Here is a 17,738-nt window from a genome sequence, read left to right as displayed (position 1 = left end):
CAGTTCCTCGTGATGAACCTGGAACGCCGCTTGCGGCTTCTTTTTGTCCTCATTCTCAACATGCTGCTGAAACGTACCGCCTACAGACAATTTGCTCTCTAATGTTTCGTTCAGCAAGCCCTAAGTATCTTAATCTCATAAGGTAGCAACGGGAAATTGTTGCAGATAATCTCTTCAACTTCGGGTGAGGGTCTTGTCCTGTTCTGATCGAGCTTGATTAGATTGCTGGTCATATAACCGTCTTTAGGGCCGCCGGTATTTAGCTTATCATAGATGATTCTGCATGCTCTCCAGAAAGGTGTATGTCCCCATTTACCATCCCGCCTGAACCGGATGTAATCGTTCTGTAAGTCGCAAATTGCCTCCTCCGGTTCTCGATCTACGTGATCAATATATTGTCCCCAACCGTTTGTTTCCTTCCCAACAAATAGTACTTTGATCGAAGCCTCTTGATAAGGCTCATCCGCATCGATCAGAAACGGATTAGATAAGCTATGCAGGTTAACGTTCCCATCTGCAAGTGCTCCTTTCAACCGGTTCCAGTATTCCAAATACATCACCTGTAACTGCTCTCCGATCTGATTCATTCAACAGCAATCCTTTCATTCGGTTATGGTGATTGTCTACGAGAATCAACAATCCGGGTTTCAAAACGAAAAAAGACTTGGATCACTGTCGGCAAGCGACTGATACCAAGTCTTTCGTACAACAGGGGTGGGGCATGAAACGGCAGGCCACCCCCTCGCAAATAATGCAGGGTGGTATCCCCGGAAAATATATGTGATTTTTCCCCCTATTGGGCCTTTTTTATCGAATGCAGTCTTCTTTTAACGTCCTTTGCGATCCATAGCGTTCAGGAATTCGCGGGCCATTGTAAGCACGAAATTGACCTCATCTACGCTACGATCAGCTATTAATGTGTTCAAAGCCCTGATCTTATTCTGAATCTCATCTGCATCAGGATGCTTTGCATTGCCATCTGCAATCTCAAATAGCTCGGCAGGCTTGATTCCGAGTGCTGCAATGATCTTGCCCAGCGATTCCAGTGATATATTACGGGTTCCTCTTTCCACGTCGCTTATATAGCTATAGCTTAGGCCGGATTGCTCCGCCAACAGCTCTTGCGTCAGCCCTCTAAGCTTTCGGATGTTGCGGATTTGATCCCCAACCAATTGTTTGAATTCTACCATTACGTCACCCCTACTTCAGATTAGTAGAGGGCGACGGAGACGATTATCCTATCATAGTGACATTTGAACTACACATAAAAGTTAAATAACTGTATAATAGCCCTGACTGGCTACTGCCAGAATTCTACAAATTTCACCAATGGGAGGTGTCGCTAAACCAGAGGCAAAAAATCATCCAAAGGGAATCAGAAAATATCCATCCGCATCGAAAGGAGAAACAAACCATGTCAATGAAGAGAATGACATCGCTAATCATTACAGCACTTTTAATGTTCAGCATGCTTGGAACAGCATCGGCAGCACTGCCTGAGTACGGCGAAGAATGGCAGAATGCACCGGATAAGACACCATCAGTGTCATTTACAGACCTTCCGGCAACGCATTGGGCTTACAAGTACATAGCTGAAATGGTCAATCGGAAAGTGCTTGACGGCTATCCAGATCACAAGTTCCGTCCAGAGAACACCATCACTCGGGCTGAATTCGCAAAGATCATGGTAACGGCTTCGGGTATTCAACCAAACAAGGTGAATTATTCGTCATTTTCCGATATTCCGGCTACAAACTGGGCATCACCGTTTGCAGAAGCTGTTAAGGACTACATGAGCGGGTATCGTACGGCAAACGGTCAGTACATTTTCAATCCTTCTGCACCTGCCATGCGTGAAGATATCACAGTAGCCCTCGTCAAGTTAAAAGGATACGATATGAGCCGCTTGCCAGATCAAAGCACTATTCAAGCGATGTTTAGAGATTACAACGGCATATCCGAGTCCGCCAAAAATTACGTAGCCATCGCAGTCGAGAATGGATTGGTCTCCGGATTCCCCGATGAAACATTCCGTCCGCAAGCAACTGTTACTCGTGCTGAAGCTACAGTGATGATCTGGAGGGCGTACCAATATGGAAATGACAATAAAGAAGTCGGGGGCGGCAATCCGTCGACTACCTCACCAACGTTTCCGGCAACAAAACTAGATCCATCAGGAACGGGTTCATCACCATCTACCGAACCGCAACAGCCGTCACAAGCAGAGAAATTCAGTGTAGAAACGCTTGTTGGCGGATCAGGTGCAGGTGATGTAGACGGGCCTGTACGGATGGCCAAGATCAATCAGATCGACAGCATGGTTGTCGACAAGGACAATAACATCTACTTTCTGGACAGCCAGAAGATGAAGATTCGTAAATTCAACAACTCTAATGGAACTGTAGAAACCTACAAAGCCATTGATAAAGACTTCAACTGGGATTACAAGGATTCCAATGGGCAGAACAAGCACTTTGACTACAAAAGTCTGACACCGATGAAGCTGGCTTACAACAATGCAAACAACAAGCTGTACCTTGCCGCGAAGGTGTCGGCTCGTTCCATCATCTACGACATCACATCTGGCGTCAGTGTAGTAACATATGACCTGAACCATGAGGAAGCCCGGTTCTATGACTTCATCACATTTCCTGATTCCAAGAGCGTTCTGTACGGGGTCACAGGCACCCATGAATCGCATGTGTATGAGGGCCAGCTTAATCAGACTCAGGTAGAACGGGTAGCCAGCAGCACGGACTACAGTACAATTGATCTGTCTGATTACTACGGCTACGCTCCAGTTGCCGGGGCATTCGCGACAAACAACAACTTGTATGTGTTTGGACGGAGTAAAATGTACAGCCTGCAACTGTTTCCGGTAAAGGTGGACAAGGTATCTGAATATGAAGATATTCGTTTTGACAGCGTAGCCGCGAACAATGGCAAGCTGTATATGACGAATGCAGGAACAGTGTATGAGATGGGAGCGGGCGGTAATATGATTACCTTCGTTGACGAGAGCAATTTGAAATACAAGGATGGTAAACCGATCAAGAAAATGAAGCTGTTGAGCTTTGACAACAACGGCAATGTCATTTTCTACGATGGCGACAGCAAGTCCATCCGCAGAATCAATTTGTAAAAACCGCCGTCAGCGGGGGTGTTGATTTTTTATCTATCCACATAATCACTAATAAGAGTGAGAGTGCGGATGACGCTGCTATAAGAAGGAAGGTCTTATTTATGGCAACAACGGCATTGTTATTGAAAATCGTAGGAGCAATTATTCAAGTGAGCAGCATTGTCTACACGATTACCGCAATCTCGAAAAAGAGGGGAAAGCATATCTGGATCGGCGTTGCTTTGTTCATTGTTGCATGCCTGTTATTGACTCAGGCTACGCATATGGAAGACCGTATTCGCGGAGGATACGGATACTGAAGTGATTATGTTGACAGAAGCATCGCGGCGGAGAGGACGAATCTGTTCTTTCCGCTTTTGTCTGTATTAAAGGACTTAGCCGGGAGGCGGGATATACCATTGGATAAGCTCATCGAATTGTTTTTAGGGGAAGCAATAAAAGCGGGATTGCATAAGTTGTTCGGTCATAAGCCTAAGCGGCCCAAGGATACCGTCGGAAGTATCGGATGTCTGCTGATCATGGTGATGGTGGCTCTCTATCCGGTCGGTATCTATTGGCTTAAACCACGGCTGGGGGTCGGATCGTTTTGGTATGAACACATCTATACATGGCCGCTGTATATCATCGGCTTATGGTTTGCGTACTACCTTATTCGGTTTGTTCTCCACTGTCTAAAGGAAACTCCGTTCCTCACGATAATGCTTGCCGGAATCATTTGGTTCGGATGGTATGCACATAAAAGAGGGTGGATGTAGATAGTTGTGAATGATTCTGAATGTTAGCTGCCAGTTCTTTGATTCGGCTTGTTATATTCATGCAACGTTACAATTTTTCTATTTTAACGATATATAGAATATTGACTTGCCAGTAGAAGGGCATTATCAGTATAAAGCAGGGGTTCCCGACTGATTTTTCGGGAATTATGCCAGTATTAGATGGTACCGAGCCGGAGAACGGACATTTAATTAAATTCACTCCCAATTCACGTTACATTTTGAAATTGCATTCTATATATACTACGAAGCCAACCTGAGTATATCAGGCTGGCTTGTCTTGAAAAGGGACTTATAATAATGCAATTCCAATCTTCAGTAAGGTATCAATGTCATTACTCGTAACTTCTTTGTTCTCCGGATTAACTGACTTATATTCAGTGCTAACATGGTTAACCCCAAAAAGAAATTTCAATTTTTCGCAAAACTCGCTTTCTCTATTTGCAATGACGACCAGAACAGTATTGTCGCTTCTTAATCCAACGACCATTAAGTCATTCTCTTGAGCGAAATTAATAGCATTAGATTCAGTATAGTATAACCGGTGTTCTGTTCTGTAAGGGTCATATTCCCTCGCATCATACCAAGTTAAACTTCCTGTATCCTGAATCATTTTTCCCTGTTTGTCTACATAAATGAATCTCGCATTAAAATACTGTCTTTTCAACCCGAAGATATTTTTCAAAACTCTTACCCCATGAAACTCATGCTGATTGCTATTCCACTTATTGATTTCAACGGAACTTAGTATTTTTGCGGCAACACCTTTGAAATACAGAGATAAAAAGTCCATTTAATAGCCCCCTTGCTAATCGATAGTAATCCGGTTTTGTTTTTCGTATAACTCTATCTGCCAGCCAGCTATTCTTGGAAGTGTGTTTATTATAAATATCGGTCCAAAATTCCAGAATTTTGATACTGAACAAGGCGGAAAGTCATATTTATCCTGTTGCAAGAGGGTCTTAAGACCTGCGTTCAAAATATAGTTTGCGAAAATGTGTTCGTTTATGATATTCTTATGTCAAAAACGTTCCCCCTGGGAATATTTTTGACAGGGAGGCCTATTAAATTATGAAAACATTCAAGGATACGGAATTTGCTTACATAAGAGAGAAGACAGGATTCTCAGTAAAGGAAGTTTCTGAATTACTCGGAAAAAGTGAACGAACAATTTATCGCTGGGAGAAGGGTGAGTCACTGCCTGATGAAAATCTGCTTAGAGAACTAAAAAGCATCTATAATGTACGTTCAGGACGTCAGCCGGATAATGACTTCAACTTCAGATTTATTGATCTGTTTGCAGGTATTGGCGGTTTGCGAAAGGCTTTTGAATCAATCGGTGGCAAGTGTGTATTTACCAGTGAGTGGGACTTGGCATGCAGAAAAACCTATCAAGCCAACTACAACTGCGATCATCCGATAAATGGTGATATTCGCGATGTTGATCTGGACAACATGCCCCAATATGACGTGCTCGTTGCAGGGTTCCCGTGTCAACCTTTCTCCATTGCCGGAGTGTCAAAGAAAAAGTCTTTGGGTCGTCCTCACGGGTTTCATGATGCTACACAGGGTACGCTTTTTTTTGACGTAGCACAAATGATAGAACGCCACAGACCCAAGGCATTTCTGCTTGAAAATGTAAAGAATCTGGTTAGCCATGACAAGGGTAATACCTTCAAGGTAATCATGGCTACATTAAAAGAAGAACTTGGATATCATGTAGACTTTCGGGTGATTGATGCGAAACATTTTGTTCCCCAGCATCGGGAACGTATCTTTATAGTAGGATTTCGGGATGATGTCGGGTTTGCTTTTGATAATATGAAGCTACCTCAATCGGGGCCAAAACTCGGCTCGATCTTGCATAAGGAAGACGGATCAGAAGCACCTGAATCTCCGTATACTGAAGCTCCTGAAGGCAGGGTTGCTGACAAGTATACGCTGAGTGACAGGCTGTGGGAGTACCTTCAGAACTATGCGGAGAAGCACAGAGCAAAAGGAAATGGCTTTGGATATGGATTATTCGGTCCAGATGACGTCGCCCGCACCCTGTCTGCACGTTATTACAAGGACGGATCGGAAATACTGATCAGACAGGAAGGCAAGAATCCGCGGCGGTTAACTCCTCGTGAATGTGCAAGGTTGATGGGATTTGACAAAACGGGTCACAAACCATTTGTAATCCCCGTTTCGGATACACAGTCATACAAGCAATTCGGGAACTCTGTTGCAGTGCCTGTTGTTGAGGCTGTGGCTTCACATATGCTTCCGTACATCTTTAAAGCGATGAGAGCAACCAAGGATGCAGATCAGGTTCAAATGCTTTTTGAAAAGGTTGAAGCATATGTCTGACATCGTTTCACCTGAAACCAGAAGCCGGATGATGGCCGGGATCAAGAGTAAGGATACGAAGCCGGAAATGATTCTGAGAAAAGGACTTCACAAGCTGGGATTCAGATATCGACTTCATGACCGAAGCTTGCCGGGGAAGCCAGACATGGTCTTTCCCCGGTACAAGGCGGTCATTTTTGCTAACGGCTGTTTCTGGCACGGCCATTCCTGTCATCTGTTCAAGTGGCCATCATCAAATGAGGAGTTCTGGCACAACAAGATCAACCGAAACATGGAAGTGGACAGGGAGAACTTGGCTCGGCTTCGGGAGATGGGCTGGAGAGTCGGAATTGTATGGGAATGTTCATTAAAAGGAAAATACTGCATCAATAGCGAAGAAGTAATAGAACTATGTGCCTAGTGGTTGCAGACGACGGATATGACATCTATAGAGATTGGTGGGCAATGCTGACAAACCATGATTTGTGAGGGTGTTATCGAATGAAGAGAGGCTTTCTTTCGCAATATTTTGAAGGGGTGGCAATAAAGCGGCTCACTGCCGTAGAGGCAAATCGTTCCAAATCCAACCAGCATGAGTTCAACGGTGTCAGGCTTTTGAGGAATCTGTTGGGTGATGGGGAAAGAACGAGCACGGCCCGATTTTTGTGGTTATCCGGTGAAAACGAGGGTATTACTTCTGAAGGAAGAGTAACATGGTACGACTCAAGAAAGAGGCAAACACATCGATCTGCCGAGTACAGGCTTTATTTTAATAGCAACCCTGTAATGGATGTGGCCAAAGAAGGCGACCTTCTTATTGTTGCTAAAAGACCCGATGACGAGATTTATATAATTGTTGTACCTGAAGAGAGCACATTCGAGAATCAATTGTTGTGGTTATTCGACGTTCAATTGATAGACAAACAATTCACGTATCAATCCTTTGAAGAGGATAATGACCCAGAAGTTGATTTTGTTGTTCGCTATATCTTAGAGGAACTGGGTATTGAAGTTTCAGACCCGGATGGTAGTTATCTGGACAGTATAATTGAACCGTTCATAGATTCAGGGTTCCCAAGCACATCAGTATTCTCGACGCTGGCTCGAAAGACGCTAAAGGATGTCTCCCCGATTGAGGAGCCAGATCAAACATTATTAAAGTGGATTGAACAGGAAGAAAAGCTTTTTAAGCGTCTTGAACGCCATATGGTCGCAAGGCGGCTCGAAGCCGGATTTCGGGATGATGGTACTACTGATGTTGAGGGCTTTATCCAATTTTCTCTCAGTGTTCATAACCGGAGAAAATCCCGGGTTGGTTATGCACTTGAAAACCACTTGGAGGAGATTTTCAAGGCCCATAATCTCACTTACTCACGAACACAAGTGACGGAATATAAATCCAAGCCGGATTTCTTGTTCCCGCATATAGATTACTACCGCGACCTGACGTTTCCCGAGTCCAGATTAACCATGCTGGGAGTCAAGTCAACATGTAAAGACAGATGGCGTCAGGTTCTGGCTGAAGCTCATCGGATTCAGAACAAGCATCTCTTTACGCTCGAACCCGGCATCAGCGAAAACCAGACAGACGAGATGCAGGCCAATCACTTGCAACTGGTGTTGCCGAAGCGTTTACACGACACCTATAAACCTCGTCAGCAAAGCTGGCTGATGGATTTGAGCTCGTTTATACAATTGGCGAAGGAACGGCAATAATAAATTAAAAGTGGGTACTTAACATGAAGTTAGTTTGAGTACCCACTTTCTGTTTGCATTGAGTTTGAAATTAGAACTCATAGAGAATTTTACTGACGTTGACTTGTTTCATAATTTTAATGTCGAATACTTTTGGATCAAAAACTACAATATTGTACCCATCATCATTCACAGAACTACTGTACTTAATCCCGGCGATCCCTTTATTTTTAATATACTCAGCAATAATTTGAGTAAGGAGATAATCTGACTCAGAAGTATTTGGATTAATTGGTTTTGAAAATTCGTTATCAAGCGTTGTTCTATAGTCCATATCGGAGTTTTCAAGTTTTTCATTTCTACGTGTGAAATCAAGCAAGGTCAGCTCTGTTTTAGCCTTGCATTCGGCTATTGTCACAATAGTTTGCCATGGCCTGACCTCCGCCACTGCTGTTTTAATCTCACTGGCCGCGTACAGATAAGAGAAGCCTTTAGGATGAAACCTGCCGAAGTGATTTTTTTCTTTTGGAGCGGCATGCAAATCTTTAACCTCTTTATAATCTCCGACCCTAGCCCTATAAAAGCAATCCTCCTGATTTATAGTCGCTGTGTATAGGCCATCAATATATTTGAAAATATCCAGTTCCGGATTAATGAAGAAACGTTTATTATTCAGAGTATCTTGGAGCTTATCAAGCTGGCTTGAAAATCCTGTAGGTGTCGTTACATAAATGCTTCCTGCTGTATCGGAATTCATTTGTTGTTGCCTCCTAAGTTTAAATGATTTTACAGATTACTTGTGATAAGGATGGTTATTAATTATTCGATAGGCCCGATAAATCTGCTCAAACACAATTAAGGTTTGTAGTCCAAAATCCATCTCCATCTGGCTGAAAGTAAGAGATTCATTACATTTTGGTCGGGTTGCACCGATAAGAACAGAAACATCAGACAACCCTGAGGACGCCCAATGATCTATTGTTGATGCAAGTTCCTCAGAAGAAATAGTTTTTCCAGCGATGGAGACAACGATCACGTAGGAATTTGGATTGAGTTTCTTTTGGAGTTGATCTTCTTTCTTCAAATAAATCAGTTCAATATTGCAGTATCGGCTCAACCGTTTCTCATATTCTTTAATAGCTTCCAGATAGAACTTTTCCAATTTCTCACCAATGGCGTACACTTTGATTTTCATTGTTATACCTCAATATTCAAGATAAATGCAATAAAAGAGTGAGCCAGCTTTTGACTGGCTCTTAATATTTTTAAGTATATCATGGGAGACAAGACATTGAAAAATTGAAACAAAAGAAACCATCTAACTGCCGCGGCTTTACTTGTTACTTTGAGGATGCAAAAATGTCATCCGGGTTTACCCTATCAATAGATACGGAGAACCTTATCATAAGTAGTGGTAAAGCAGAGGATTGGGCTAAAAATGGAGCATCTATTCAAATGATAAAAAGTTAGGCAGTTGTTGTTCATGCTTGTCGAGCATCATCTGTTCTGGCTTGATGCCTCGCTCACGCAGTACTTCAATGTTCTGCAGGAGGAACTCGTCGCTGCCGACAATATAGAAGAGTCCATCCTTGTCTGCGGCAAGCTTCTTTACTTCTTCATAGTAGTCTTTACGGTTATCGGCGAACTGTGCTGTGAACTTCTTGTCAGGTGCGGATTTAAAAATGTCAGTGAATAAGAAATTCTTTGATGAATCGATGTTCAGGGAATGAATTTGATTGATGTGATCAGGACGCTCCAAATAATCAAGCACAAGCGGTCTGAAGGTTGCCAGGCCGACGCCGGATGACAGCAAGTAAACATTTTTGTCTTCTCTGTTAAGCGGTACATTCGAATGGGTTTTAAATATTGCAACTTCATCGCCGACTCCTAGATTTCTTAGAATCGCTTTAAACTCAGAGCACTGCTCTCTGATGCGTGTTGTAATACCGATTGCATTTTCGTGCGGTAAAGTGGAGATGGACATATGGCGAATCAGGCTGCGATTTGGTTTATCTCCGGCATTGAAACCTTCTAATGCAAAGTGAGTGTGGGAACCTTCTACCCATGTAAAGTCTTCCGGACGTTCGAGCAGATACGTTCGAATCTCAGGCGTTTCTTGAATAATCTTATTTATTTTAGTCCAGTATATTTGCACCACTATACATTCTCCTTACTCCATGATATTTTTCGTTATGGTCACATTATACAACAAATGATAATAATTCTCAATTAAGTAGAAAGAATGAAGCCAAAAGAAAAACAGGACGTTCCTTGGTAAAGGATGTCTGTTTTTCGCCGTTAGTCCCGTTACGGAGAACCGTACCAAAAGTAAGCACATAGTCGGTATTTTGAGAAGCATCGAAGAACAACTGAATGTCCATGATGCTTCTTTCTTGAAACATATTGGAGCGATTGATCGTAATCTCGGATACCAACTGATGCAATATCGCTTTTTGCTGTTCGGCTGGAGTGATTTCCATCAATTTGGGAAATTACACAGTACACCGTAGATGTGAAGAAACTTCTTTCGCAGTCGGTTGGAATATAAACGGAAAATAAAACTAAGGAGGACTTACATGCTTTTTCACTTTAGTGAAGATAATAGCATCGAAACATTCGTGCCTAAAGAGAAACAAAATCGTCTCGATTTTCCTGCAGTAGTTTGGGCAATTGATGAAGAACATGAGTTTACATACTATTTCCCTAGGGATTGTCCCCGTATTGTGTGTAGAAGAGACGAAGCGACAACGGACGAACATTTACAACTTTTCTTTAACAATACAATTGCTAATACCATAGTGACAGTAGAAAGTGACTGGTATACAAGGATTTCAAAGCAGACCATATTTAGATATTGCTTTAATGATGAGGGGTTCGAGCTTTTTGATAAGACTGCTGGATATTTTATCTCTCGTCAAATAGTGAAACCTAAATCAATAGAAAAATATGATAATCTGATAGAGAGTTTAATCCGAAAGGGAATTGAATTGAGATTCACAACAAATTTAAATCCACTTAGAGAAGCGATACTGGCTTCCGACTTCAAAGGATTTGGCATACATAGATTTAATAATGCAAAAAAACCGTAATTTACTGTGTAAAAGTGTAGGTATTACTTACTATTTTTTCTAGTAAAATGGTATCAATTGAGTTAGTGATCTGTTAAAATAATTGGAGGATATTGTAAGATCCTTTAGGGATATTATTGACTGATAGAGATAATATGTTTCCAGTCAGAAGTGCTTCGGCAACTGTTCGTTGAAAGGAGAATCTACCTATGTTTGTTCCCGTCACTTGGCATCATCAAGATCCATTGCATCTCACCGAAGACGAGTGGCTGCCTCTGATAAAAGATCCTTTAATCGTCAATGAGGATGGCCGAAGAATGCTCGCATATCTATACAGCCAGCCGGATCATCAATCCAGCGCCACAGAGATTGGACAAGCCCTCGGAGGGGTATCGCAGCAGAAAGTCACCGCATGGAATCGCCGGATCGCTAGGGAAGTCTACAAACGACTTGGCAGAGAGCTACCGAAGAACCTAAAAGGCGGACATCGCTTTTGGAACGCTCTCCTTGATGGTGATCCTAATAGCGAGAAGAATGCCTATGGGTACTTTATCTGGCGGCTCCGTCCATCCGTTGTAGCCGCTCTCAAGCGCTCTGGCATCGTCTAGAGTTTAAAATTTTTAAGACTAGCTTGTGGTTTTACAATACTAAATCTTAACACCTAAACTGGGTAAATAATTGAGGGAGGGAGAAGCTTTATTGAGTATCAAATACATAGCACATGTGCGAAAAAATGAGGATGGTAGTTGGGCAGAGCCGCATGATCTAGTGAATCATTCTGAAGGAACAGCAAATATAGCTAGGTCCTTTGCCTCCAAATTACAGTCCAAACAATGGGCCGAAGCTGCAGGCTGGGGACATGATGCGGGCAAAGGCAGACCTGAATGGCTTACATACTTAAAGGTGAAGAGCGGTTACGATCCAGAAGCGCGGTACCAAACGAATATAGGGAAAATTTCCCATGCCATTCATGGAGCAGAATTGGTCGAGCGACTATATGGCAAGGGCATTGGCCGCTTGCTGGCTTACTGCATAGCCGGTCACCATACGGGGCTGCCGGATTGGTCCGGTGTCGAAGGGGCTGGACAATCCTCATTACAATTTAGAAAATCGCAAGTCAGTGATCTGGAACTTGAACAGATCGACCCTTCGTTAATAGCAAAGCTGCAGGAGTCCAAACCTTTGCGTCCGCCCTGGAAATTCAAAGGCGGACTTGATATGTCGCTTTGGATTCGGATGCTATTCTCTTGTTTGGTTGATGCTGACTTCCTCGATACGGAATCCTATATGAAGCAAGCAAAGGCATTGAACAGAGGGCAGTATCTTCCCGTTGAGGCACTGAAGGAACGTCTACGGTTGTACAACGAGGATTTGGGGAAGAATGCTGAACTGACTTCGGTGAATGTCCTCCGCGGCGAAATTCTCCAAAAATGTATAAAAGCTGCGCAGAGATCGCGAGGCATCTATTCATTGACAGTACCGACGGGTGGTGGCAAAACGCTAAGCGGACTGACCTTCGCTTTAGAGCATGCCTGCAAATGGAAGCATGACCGAGTGATCTATGTCAGCTCCTACATGAGCATCCTCGAACAGAATGTGGAGGTGTTCCGTGAGGCCGTCGGTAAAGATCAAGTGGTTGAACATCATTCTAACGTTGTTGAAGATGAAGCAGACATCAGGTCACGGCTGGCAATGGAAAATTGGGATGCGCCTCTGATTGTGACGACTTCGGTGCAATTTTTTGAATCGTTGTTTGCGGCGAAGCCAGGCCGTTGTCGCAAGCTTCATAATATCGCAAACTCCGTCATTGTGTTGGATGAGGTACAATTGCTTCCGCCGGCATTTCTGGCTCCAATACTTGAGACGCTTCAATTGCTTGTCGATCGTTACAACGTAAGCATAGTTCTGATGACTGCAACGCAACCGGCTTTGAAAGAGCGAATGATGGATGGTCGGCTATTTAAAGGCCTTAAAGAGGTGAAGGAGATTGTCGGGACGGATGAAGAGGTTCGGTCGCTTTATGACTTGCTCAAACGCACGGAAATCCAATTTCCAAGCGACTCACATACAGTTGAACATTGGGGTGAAATTGCTGATCAATTGAGGCATTCCGGCGAAGTGTTGTGTATTGTTTCCGATCGAAAAAGCTGTCGTGAATTGCACGCTCGAATGCCCGCTGGCACCTATCATCTATCGGCATTAATGTGCGGCCAGAATCTCAGTGACAAGATCAAGGAAATTAAGAAGAAGCTTGAGCAGAATCATACAAGTGAGCCCGAGAATCGTGTTCCTGTCAGAGTCATCAGCACGCAGTTGGTAGAAGCCGGCGTAGATTTGGATTTTCCGATTGTCTATCGGGCATTTGCGGGATTGGATTCCATCATGCAAGCAGCTGGTCGATGCAATCGGAATGGCAGGCTGCGGCCTGAGCTAGGTAAAGTCATCGTGTTCCATCCGCCCAGACCAGCCCCGATTGGGATTCTACGCAAAGCAGCAGACACGACAAGAAGCATTTTGTCTTCATCAACTTCTGATGATGTCGCTAGCCCTGCTATTTTCGAGAAGTTTTTTGAAGAATTGTATTGGAGAGTTCACTCGTTGGACGAGAAGGAAATTGTGCGACTGCTTGATCCCCAGCGTAATGATCCGAAGGAGTGCAGCATTTTTTTTCGAACGGCGGCGGAAAAATTTGAACTTATTGATAAGACCAATCAAAGAACGGTCTTGATCCCCTACCGAGATGGACAAAGATTGATCGATGATCTGAGATCGAACGGTCCTGACCGCTACCTCATGCGAAAGCTTCAGCGTTATACGGTAAACGTGTATAGTCGAGAATTTGAAGAGTTGCAGGGGCAAGAGGCAGTAGAAGAAATTTGGCCCAAAGTTTTCGCTCTAACGTCTATAAAACACTATACCGAGGATGCAGGATTATTCATTGAATCATCAGCTTGATTGTAGAGTAAAGAGAGGAGGGTATATGTTGCATAGTTGGTGTTTGGAGGTATGGGGTGATTACGCTTGTTACACGCGCCCGGAGATGAAGGCAGAGCGAGTGAGCTACGATGTCATGACGCCTTCGGCCGCGCGGGCGATATTTGAAGCGATTCTGTGGAAGCCGGCCATACGCTGGCATGTTACCAAAATTGAAGTGCTGAATCCTATTAAATGGATCAGCGTGCGCCGAAATGAGCTGGATAAGAAAGCTGCAGTCCCGACGGCCAGACAAATGGCTGGTTTACCTGGTCCACCGATGGGCATGACGGTGAGTGAGCGAATTCAACGCGCGGGTCTATTTCTTAAAGACACGCGTTACCGTATACACGGGTACTTCGAATTCATACCTCCGGAAGAACGCGTAAACAATCGCCCGCATGAACAGGAGCATTGGGCTGACGAGTCGGAACGCTCAGAATTTGTCCGATTAGATGAGAGTCAAGCCAAGTACGCGGCTATGTTCGAGAGACGAGCACGCAAGGGGCAATGCTTTCACCGACCATACCTGGGTTGTCGGGAGTTTGCATGTGATTTCCGGCTGATTAAAAATCCGGATCAGGAATTGTTGCGGCCTATTCAAGAAACGAGAGATTTGGGCTTTATGCTGTATGACATGGATTTTGAGCGTGACCCAGTAAACCCGCCTCCTTTGTTTTTTCGAGCATTTATGAAGAATGGGGTTGTGAATACCGACCGCCGGGAAATTGAGGTGAGAGGATGATCTTGCTTGCTTTGAAGGAATATTACGACCGAAAAGCCGCAATTGGAGAAATTGCTGCGGATGGCTGGATTGGAGGCGGGATTGATTTTCTACTTGAACTGGATCGGGAAGGCCGGCTTCGTGATATTACGGATTTGAGAGAAGGGACAGGCAAGAAAAAACAGCCTCGCCCATTCCAGCTCCCGAACATCGGTAATCAAGCTCTGAAGCATACCAACAGCGGAACGGACGCTAATTTACTGTGGGATAATGCCAAGTTCGTTTTTGGTCTTGGGCCGAAAGGCGATTTGCATTTGCAAAGCATGATCAATGCAATCGACCAATGGTTGGGGCCATCCGATGATGTTGGCGTTGCAGCGGTTCGCGCTTTTTTTCAGCAGGGGCTGGAAGATCGAAGTCATTTTGAACGGGCATTGAAGCATCCCGAGTATGGAGAACTGCTAGGTACAGGTAGCGTCAAAGTTAGTTTTCGAGTCATGGAGACGCCTTATCCAATTGTCTTCCAATCCCCTGCAGTAGTCGCGGCTTTAAAGAGAGAGGCAGATGGGACAGACGAATTGGCAACAGCGACCTGTTTGATCACAGGAGAGCAGAATGTCGCGGCAGCCGTTACGCACCCCGTTATCAAGGGGGTACGAAATGCACAGTCAGCCGGAGCGAGTATCGTAAGCTTTAATGAAGAGGTTTTTATCTCGTATGGCAAAAAGCAAAGCTTGAATGCACCAGTCAGTAAAAGAGCGACATCCCAGTATACGAAGGCATTGAACATGCTGCTTGAATCCAAGCAGAGGCTATTTGCAGGAGATATGTCGATTGTTTGCTGGGCCGAGAATGAGCATGATTTCGAATCTGAGTTTTCTACGTTTTTTGAGGAGCCGTTGAAGGATAATCCTGACGCAGGAACGGAGAGGATCAAAGCTTTGCTCCAGTCCGTCCATTCCGGAAGTTATGTTGAGGACAGCAACAGGACACGCTTTTATATTCTCGGTCTGTCCCCTAATATGGCTCGGATCTCCATCCGATTTTGGCAAGTCGGAACCGTGTTTGAATTTGCGAGCCGAATCAGGCAATATTTTGAGGATTTTGCGATCGTCAAGTCTCCCAAAGAGCCGGAGTACTATTCGGTCTGGAGGATTCTGGTCAATGTTGCCGTGCAAGATAAGAGCGAGAATATCCCTCCCAATCTAGTAGGCGAGTTCATGCGTTCCATATTGGAGGGAACGCCGTATCCGGTAACGTTGCTGCAGGCCGCCTTGCGTCGCATCCGCAGCGATACAAAAAATCGTGTAACGCCTGTTCGAGCCGCCTTGATTAAAGCTTATCTTAATCGATATCTGCGCTTTTACCCTAATCAAAGTTATAAGGAGGTCGGAAGAGCATTGGACATTCATCAAACGTCGATTGGCTATCATCTGGGCAGGTTATTTGCAGTACTGGAGAAGATTCAAGAAGAAGCAAATCCGAAAATAAAAGCTACGATTCGCGAAAGATACTATGGGGCAGCCTGTACGACGCCGGTCACGGTTTTCGCTAACTTGCTACGTCTGAAGAATCATCATTTGGCTAAGCTCGAGAATGAAGGTCGTGTGATCAATTTCGAAAAAATACTCACAGAAATAATGGGTAAGATGAGTCAATTCCCAGCCCACCTCAATCTACAAGAGCAAGGCTTGTTTGCCCTAGGTTATTACCATCAGCGGCAGGAGTTGTTTACAAGCAAGAAGGCAGATGTAAATACAGATAACGGAACGAAACTGAAGGAGGAAGGGAAAGCATGAGTGAGGCATTGAATAAACGGTATGATTTTGTCGTTTTCTTTGACGTCCAGGATGGAAATCCGAATGGAGACCCTGATGCCGGTAACTTGCCGCGAGTCGATCCCGAGACGGGTCATGGGTTGGTGACGGATGTCAGCTTGAAAAGAAAAATTCGTAATTATGTCAGCTTAAAGATGGAGGATACTCCGCCATACTCCATTTTTGTGAAAGAAAAGTCGATTTTGAACCGGACTATTGAACAAGCTTATATTAGCTTGGGTATTGATCTGAATGAAACGCCAGCCGATCCGGAAGATGGGAAAAAGCGGAATAAGGTCGGACAAGGACAAGGTAAAGAAATTGACCGTGCAAGACAATTCATGTGTCAGAATTTTTATGATATTCGTACATTTGGCGCTGTTCTGTCCACCGGTCCGAATGCCGGACAAGTGCGCGGTCCCGTACAGATGACATTTGCCAGGTCTATTCACCCGGTTGTTTCGTTGGAGCATAGCATTACGAGAATGGCCGTAGCGACGGAAGCCGAGTCCGATAATCAAGGCGGCGGTAATCGTACGGTGGGAAGAAAGTTCACGATTCCTTATGGCTTGTATCGAGCACATGGATTTGTGTCTGCCCCGTTTGCAAATCAAACCGGATTTTCTGAAAATGATTTGGAATTGCTGTGGGAGTCGATTATGAACATGTTTGAGCATGATCGATCAGCGGCGCGCGGCTTGATGAGCACTCGGAAGCTTATCATATTCGAACATTCGTCCAAGATGGGGAGCATCTCCGTACAACCTCTATTCGACGCGGTTACTGCTGAATTGAAGGATCAAAGCAAGCCGGCCCGCGGATATGGAGACTACGTTATTTCGATTAATCAAGATGCGATCCCGTCTAGTGTAAGAGTGATTGAACGTTGAGTGCATTTGAGGGGGGCGCGAGAATTTAAGGCACCCGAATGGAGCCTTTGATTTCTTTCTATAGATGTCATGTAGAACCTTACCATAAATAACGGCAATTTTTCTTGGAAAATCTCGCGACAGACATGGAAATAGGGGTAGACCAACGCGAATTTGCATTCCAGGTATTGAATTTTTTGCCAAAATACGATATTTTATAAACTCAACTTTCGCAGCTTGGAATAGGCAGATAAGCCTTGATGTAATTGGGTAAAGCAGAGATCCATTGCTGTAATTGACACTGAATCAGAGTGGAAAGCTTTTTCCCTGCTTTTGAAGCGACTTC

At 44.2% G+C, this 17,738-nt stretch carries 18 protein-coding genes; 12 read left to right on the top strand and 6 right to left on the bottom strand.

Annotated elements, in window-relative coordinates:
• Positions 1-110: 110 nt before the first annotated feature.
• The gene (locus ACFPXP_RS10340) at positions 111-587 is read right to left on the bottom strand and encodes a hypothetical protein (protein ID WP_379894129.1); all 477 of its coding nucleotides are present in this window, start codon (positions 585-587) and stop codon (positions 111-113) included.
• A gap of 240 nt (positions 588-827) precedes the next feature.
• Positions 828-1,190 carry a helix-turn-helix domain-containing protein gene (locus ACFPXP_RS10335; protein WP_379894128.1) on the bottom strand — a complete coding sequence of 121 codons (363 nt, stop codon included), beginning with the start codon at positions 1,188-1,190 and terminating at the stop codon, positions 828-830.
• Positions 1,191-1,414: 224 nt separating this feature from the next.
• Between ACFPXP_RS10335 and ACFPXP_RS10330 the strand changes: the two genes are divergently transcribed.
• From ACFPXP_RS10330 to ACFPXP_RS10320, 3 genes are all read left to right on the top strand, one after another.
• Positions 1,415-3,142, top strand: a complete 1,728-nt coding sequence (locus ACFPXP_RS10330) for an S-layer homology domain-containing protein (RefSeq protein WP_379894127.1) — start codon at positions 1,415-1,417, stop codon at positions 3,140-3,142.
• 101 nt (positions 3,143-3,243) lie between these two features.
• A complete protein-coding gene (locus ACFPXP_RS10325; RefSeq protein ID WP_339321789.1) occupies positions 3,244-3,441 on the top strand; it encodes a hypothetical protein in 198 nt (65 codons plus the stop codon).
• 99 nt (positions 3,442-3,540) lie between these two features.
• Positions 3,541-3,897 (top strand): hypothetical protein, encoded by a 357-nt coding sequence (locus ACFPXP_RS10320; RefSeq protein WP_379894126.1) that lies wholly within the window; start codon positions 3,541-3,543, stop codon positions 3,895-3,897.
• A gap of 310 nt (positions 3,898-4,207) precedes the next feature.
• On the opposite strand, the gene ACFPXP_RS10315 is transcribed toward ACFPXP_RS10320, so the two are convergent.
• Complete coding sequence (locus ACFPXP_RS10315; protein WP_379894125.1) at positions 4,208-4,708, bottom strand: hypothetical protein; 501 nt, start codon at positions 4,706-4,708, stop codon at positions 4,208-4,210.
• 278 nt (positions 4,709-4,986) lie between these two features.
• Here ACFPXP_RS10315 and dcm point away from each other — a divergent pair, with 278 nt between their 5' ends.
• The 3 genes from dcm (at position 4,987) to ACFPXP_RS10300 (ending at position 7,962) form a co-directional block, all read left to right on the top strand.
• The gene (gene dcm, locus ACFPXP_RS10310; protein WP_379894124.1) at positions 4,987-6,267 is read left to right on the top strand and encodes a DNA (cytosine-5-)-methyltransferase; all 1,281 of its coding nucleotides are present in this window, start codon (positions 4,987-4,989) and stop codon (positions 6,265-6,267) included.
• On the top strand, positions 6,260-6,667 hold the full coding sequence (locus ACFPXP_RS10305) for a very short patch repair endonuclease (RefSeq protein WP_379894123.1): 408 nt from the start codon (positions 6,260-6,262) through the stop codon (positions 6,665-6,667). Before dcm ends, ACFPXP_RS10305 begins: the two co-directional genes overlap by 8 nt.
• Positions 6,668-6,747: 80 nt before the next feature.
• Positions 6,748-7,962, top strand: a complete 1,215-nt coding sequence (locus ACFPXP_RS10300; RefSeq protein WP_201317711.1) for a type II restriction endonuclease — start codon at positions 6,748-6,750, stop codon at positions 7,960-7,962.
• Positions 7,963-8,032: 70 nt separating this feature from the next.
• Here ACFPXP_RS10300 and ACFPXP_RS10295 read toward each other — a convergent pair whose 3' ends face one another.
• From ACFPXP_RS10295 to ACFPXP_RS10285, 3 genes are all read right to left on the bottom strand, one after another.
• Positions 8,033-8,698, bottom strand: coding sequence for an RES family NAD+ phosphorylase (locus ACFPXP_RS10295; RefSeq protein ID WP_379894122.1), 666 nt, complete (start codon positions 8,696-8,698; stop codon positions 8,033-8,035).
• Between the two features lie 36 nt (positions 8,699-8,734).
• Positions 8,735-9,136, bottom strand: a complete 402-nt coding sequence (locus tag ACFPXP_RS10290) for a 23S rRNA (pseudouridine(1915)-N(3))-methyltransferase RlmH (RefSeq protein ID WP_379894121.1) — start codon at positions 9,134-9,136, stop codon at positions 8,735-8,737.
• A 252-nt stretch (positions 9,137-9,388) separates the two neighbouring features.
• Positions 9,389-10,096, bottom strand: a complete 708-nt coding sequence (locus ACFPXP_RS10285; protein ID WP_379894130.1) for a dihydropteridine reductase — start codon at positions 10,094-10,096, stop codon at positions 9,389-9,391.
• Between the two features lie 421 nt (positions 10,097-10,517).
• Between ACFPXP_RS10285 and ACFPXP_RS10280 the strand changes: the two genes are divergently transcribed.
• The 6 genes from ACFPXP_RS10280 (at position 10,518) to cas7c (ending at position 17,413) form a co-directional block, all read left to right on the top strand.
• Positions 10,518-11,030 (top strand): DUF6886 family protein, encoded by a 513-nt coding sequence (locus ACFPXP_RS10280; RefSeq protein ID WP_379894120.1) that lies wholly within the window; start codon positions 10,518-10,520, stop codon positions 11,028-11,030.
• Positions 11,031-11,218: 188 nt separating this feature from the next.
• Positions 11,219-11,617, top strand: a complete 399-nt coding sequence (locus ACFPXP_RS10275) for a hypothetical protein (RefSeq protein ID WP_379894119.1) — start codon at positions 11,219-11,221, stop codon at positions 11,615-11,617.
• Positions 11,618-11,708: 91 nt separating this feature from the next.
• Positions 11,709-13,964: a CRISPR-associated endonuclease Cas3'' gene (locus ACFPXP_RS10270; protein WP_379894118.1), complete on the top strand. Its 2,256-nt coding sequence runs from the start codon at positions 11,709-11,711 to the stop codon at positions 13,962-13,964.
• A gap of 25 nt (positions 13,965-13,989) precedes the next feature.
• A complete protein-coding gene (gene cas5c, locus ACFPXP_RS10265; protein ID WP_379894117.1) occupies positions 13,990-14,727 on the top strand; it encodes a type I-C CRISPR-associated protein Cas5c in 738 nt (245 codons plus the stop codon).
• Positions 14,724-16,505: a type I-C CRISPR-associated protein Cas8c/Csd1 gene (cas8c, locus tag ACFPXP_RS10260; protein ID WP_379894116.1), complete on the top strand. Its 1,782-nt coding sequence runs from the start codon at positions 14,724-14,726 to the stop codon at positions 16,503-16,505. The genes cas5c and cas8c overlap by 4 nt, the downstream gene beginning before the upstream one ends.
• Positions 16,502-17,413, top strand: coding sequence for a type I-C CRISPR-associated protein Cas7/Csd2 (gene cas7c / locus ACFPXP_RS10255; protein WP_379894115.1), 912 nt, complete (start codon positions 16,502-16,504; stop codon positions 17,411-17,413). Before cas8c ends, cas7c begins: the two co-directional genes overlap by 4 nt.
• The last annotated feature ends 325 nt before the right edge of the window (positions 17,414-17,738 follow it).

The sequence above is a fragment of the Marinicrinis lubricantis genome (genome assembly GCF_042658665.1).
GTDB lineage: Bacteria > Bacillota > Bacilli > Paenibacillales > KCTC-33676 > Marinicrinis > Marinicrinis lubricantis.
The sequence above is the reverse complement of the archived record's forward strand: the minus strand, read 5'-3'. Positions and strand labels throughout refer to the sequence as shown.

Excerpts from the sequence above, each read along its gene's own strand:
- ACFPXP_RS10290 (WP_379894121.1), bottom strand. The coding sequence starts at position 9,136 with ATGAAAATCAAAGTGTACGCCATTGGTGAGAAATTGGAAAAGTTCTAT.
- ACFPXP_RS10305 (WP_379894123.1), top strand. The coding sequence starts at position 6,260 with ATGTCTGACATCGTTTCACCTGAAACCAGAAGCCGGATGATGGCCGGG.
- ACFPXP_RS10330 (WP_379894127.1), top strand. The coding sequence starts at position 1,415 with ATGTCAATGAAGAGAATGACATCGCTAATCATTACAGCACTTTTAATG.
- ACFPXP_RS10295 (WP_379894122.1), bottom strand. The coding sequence starts at position 8,698 with ATGAATTCCGATACAGCAGGAAGCATTTATGTAACGACACCTACAGGA.
- cas5c (WP_379894117.1), top strand. The coding sequence starts at position 13,990 with ATGTTGCATAGTTGGTGTTTGGAGGTATGGGGTGATTACGCTTGTTAC.
- ACFPXP_RS10275 (WP_379894119.1), top strand. The coding sequence starts at position 11,219 with ATGTTTGTTCCCGTCACTTGGCATCATCAAGATCCATTGCATCTCACC.
- ACFPXP_RS10315 (WP_379894125.1), bottom strand. The coding sequence starts at position 4,708 with ATGGACTTTTTATCTCTGTATTTCAAAGGTGTTGCCGCAAAAATACTA.
- ACFPXP_RS10300 (WP_201317711.1), top strand. The coding sequence starts at position 6,748 with ATGAAGAGAGGCTTTCTTTCGCAATATTTTGAAGGGGTGGCAATAAAG.
- ACFPXP_RS10340 (WP_379894129.1), bottom strand. The coding sequence starts at position 587 with ATGAATCAGATCGGAGAGCAGTTACAGGTGATGTATTTGGAATACTGG.
- cas8c (WP_379894116.1), top strand. The coding sequence starts at position 14,724 with ATGATCTTGCTTGCTTTGAAGGAATATTACGACCGAAAAGCCGCAATT.
- ACFPXP_RS10325 (WP_339321789.1), top strand. The coding sequence starts at position 3,244 with ATGGCAACAACGGCATTGTTATTGAAAATCGTAGGAGCAATTATTCAA.
- ACFPXP_RS10280 (WP_379894120.1), top strand. The coding sequence starts at position 10,518 with ATGCTTTTTCACTTTAGTGAAGATAATAGCATCGAAACATTCGTGCCT.
- dcm (WP_379894124.1), top strand. The coding sequence starts at position 4,987 with ATGAAAACATTCAAGGATACGGAATTTGCTTACATAAGAGAGAAGACA.
- ACFPXP_RS10335 (WP_379894128.1), bottom strand. The coding sequence starts at position 1,190 with ATGGTAGAATTCAAACAATTGGTTGGGGATCAAATCCGCAACATCCGA.
- cas7c (WP_379894115.1), top strand. The coding sequence starts at position 16,502 with ATGAGTGAGGCATTGAATAAACGGTATGATTTTGTCGTTTTCTTTGAC.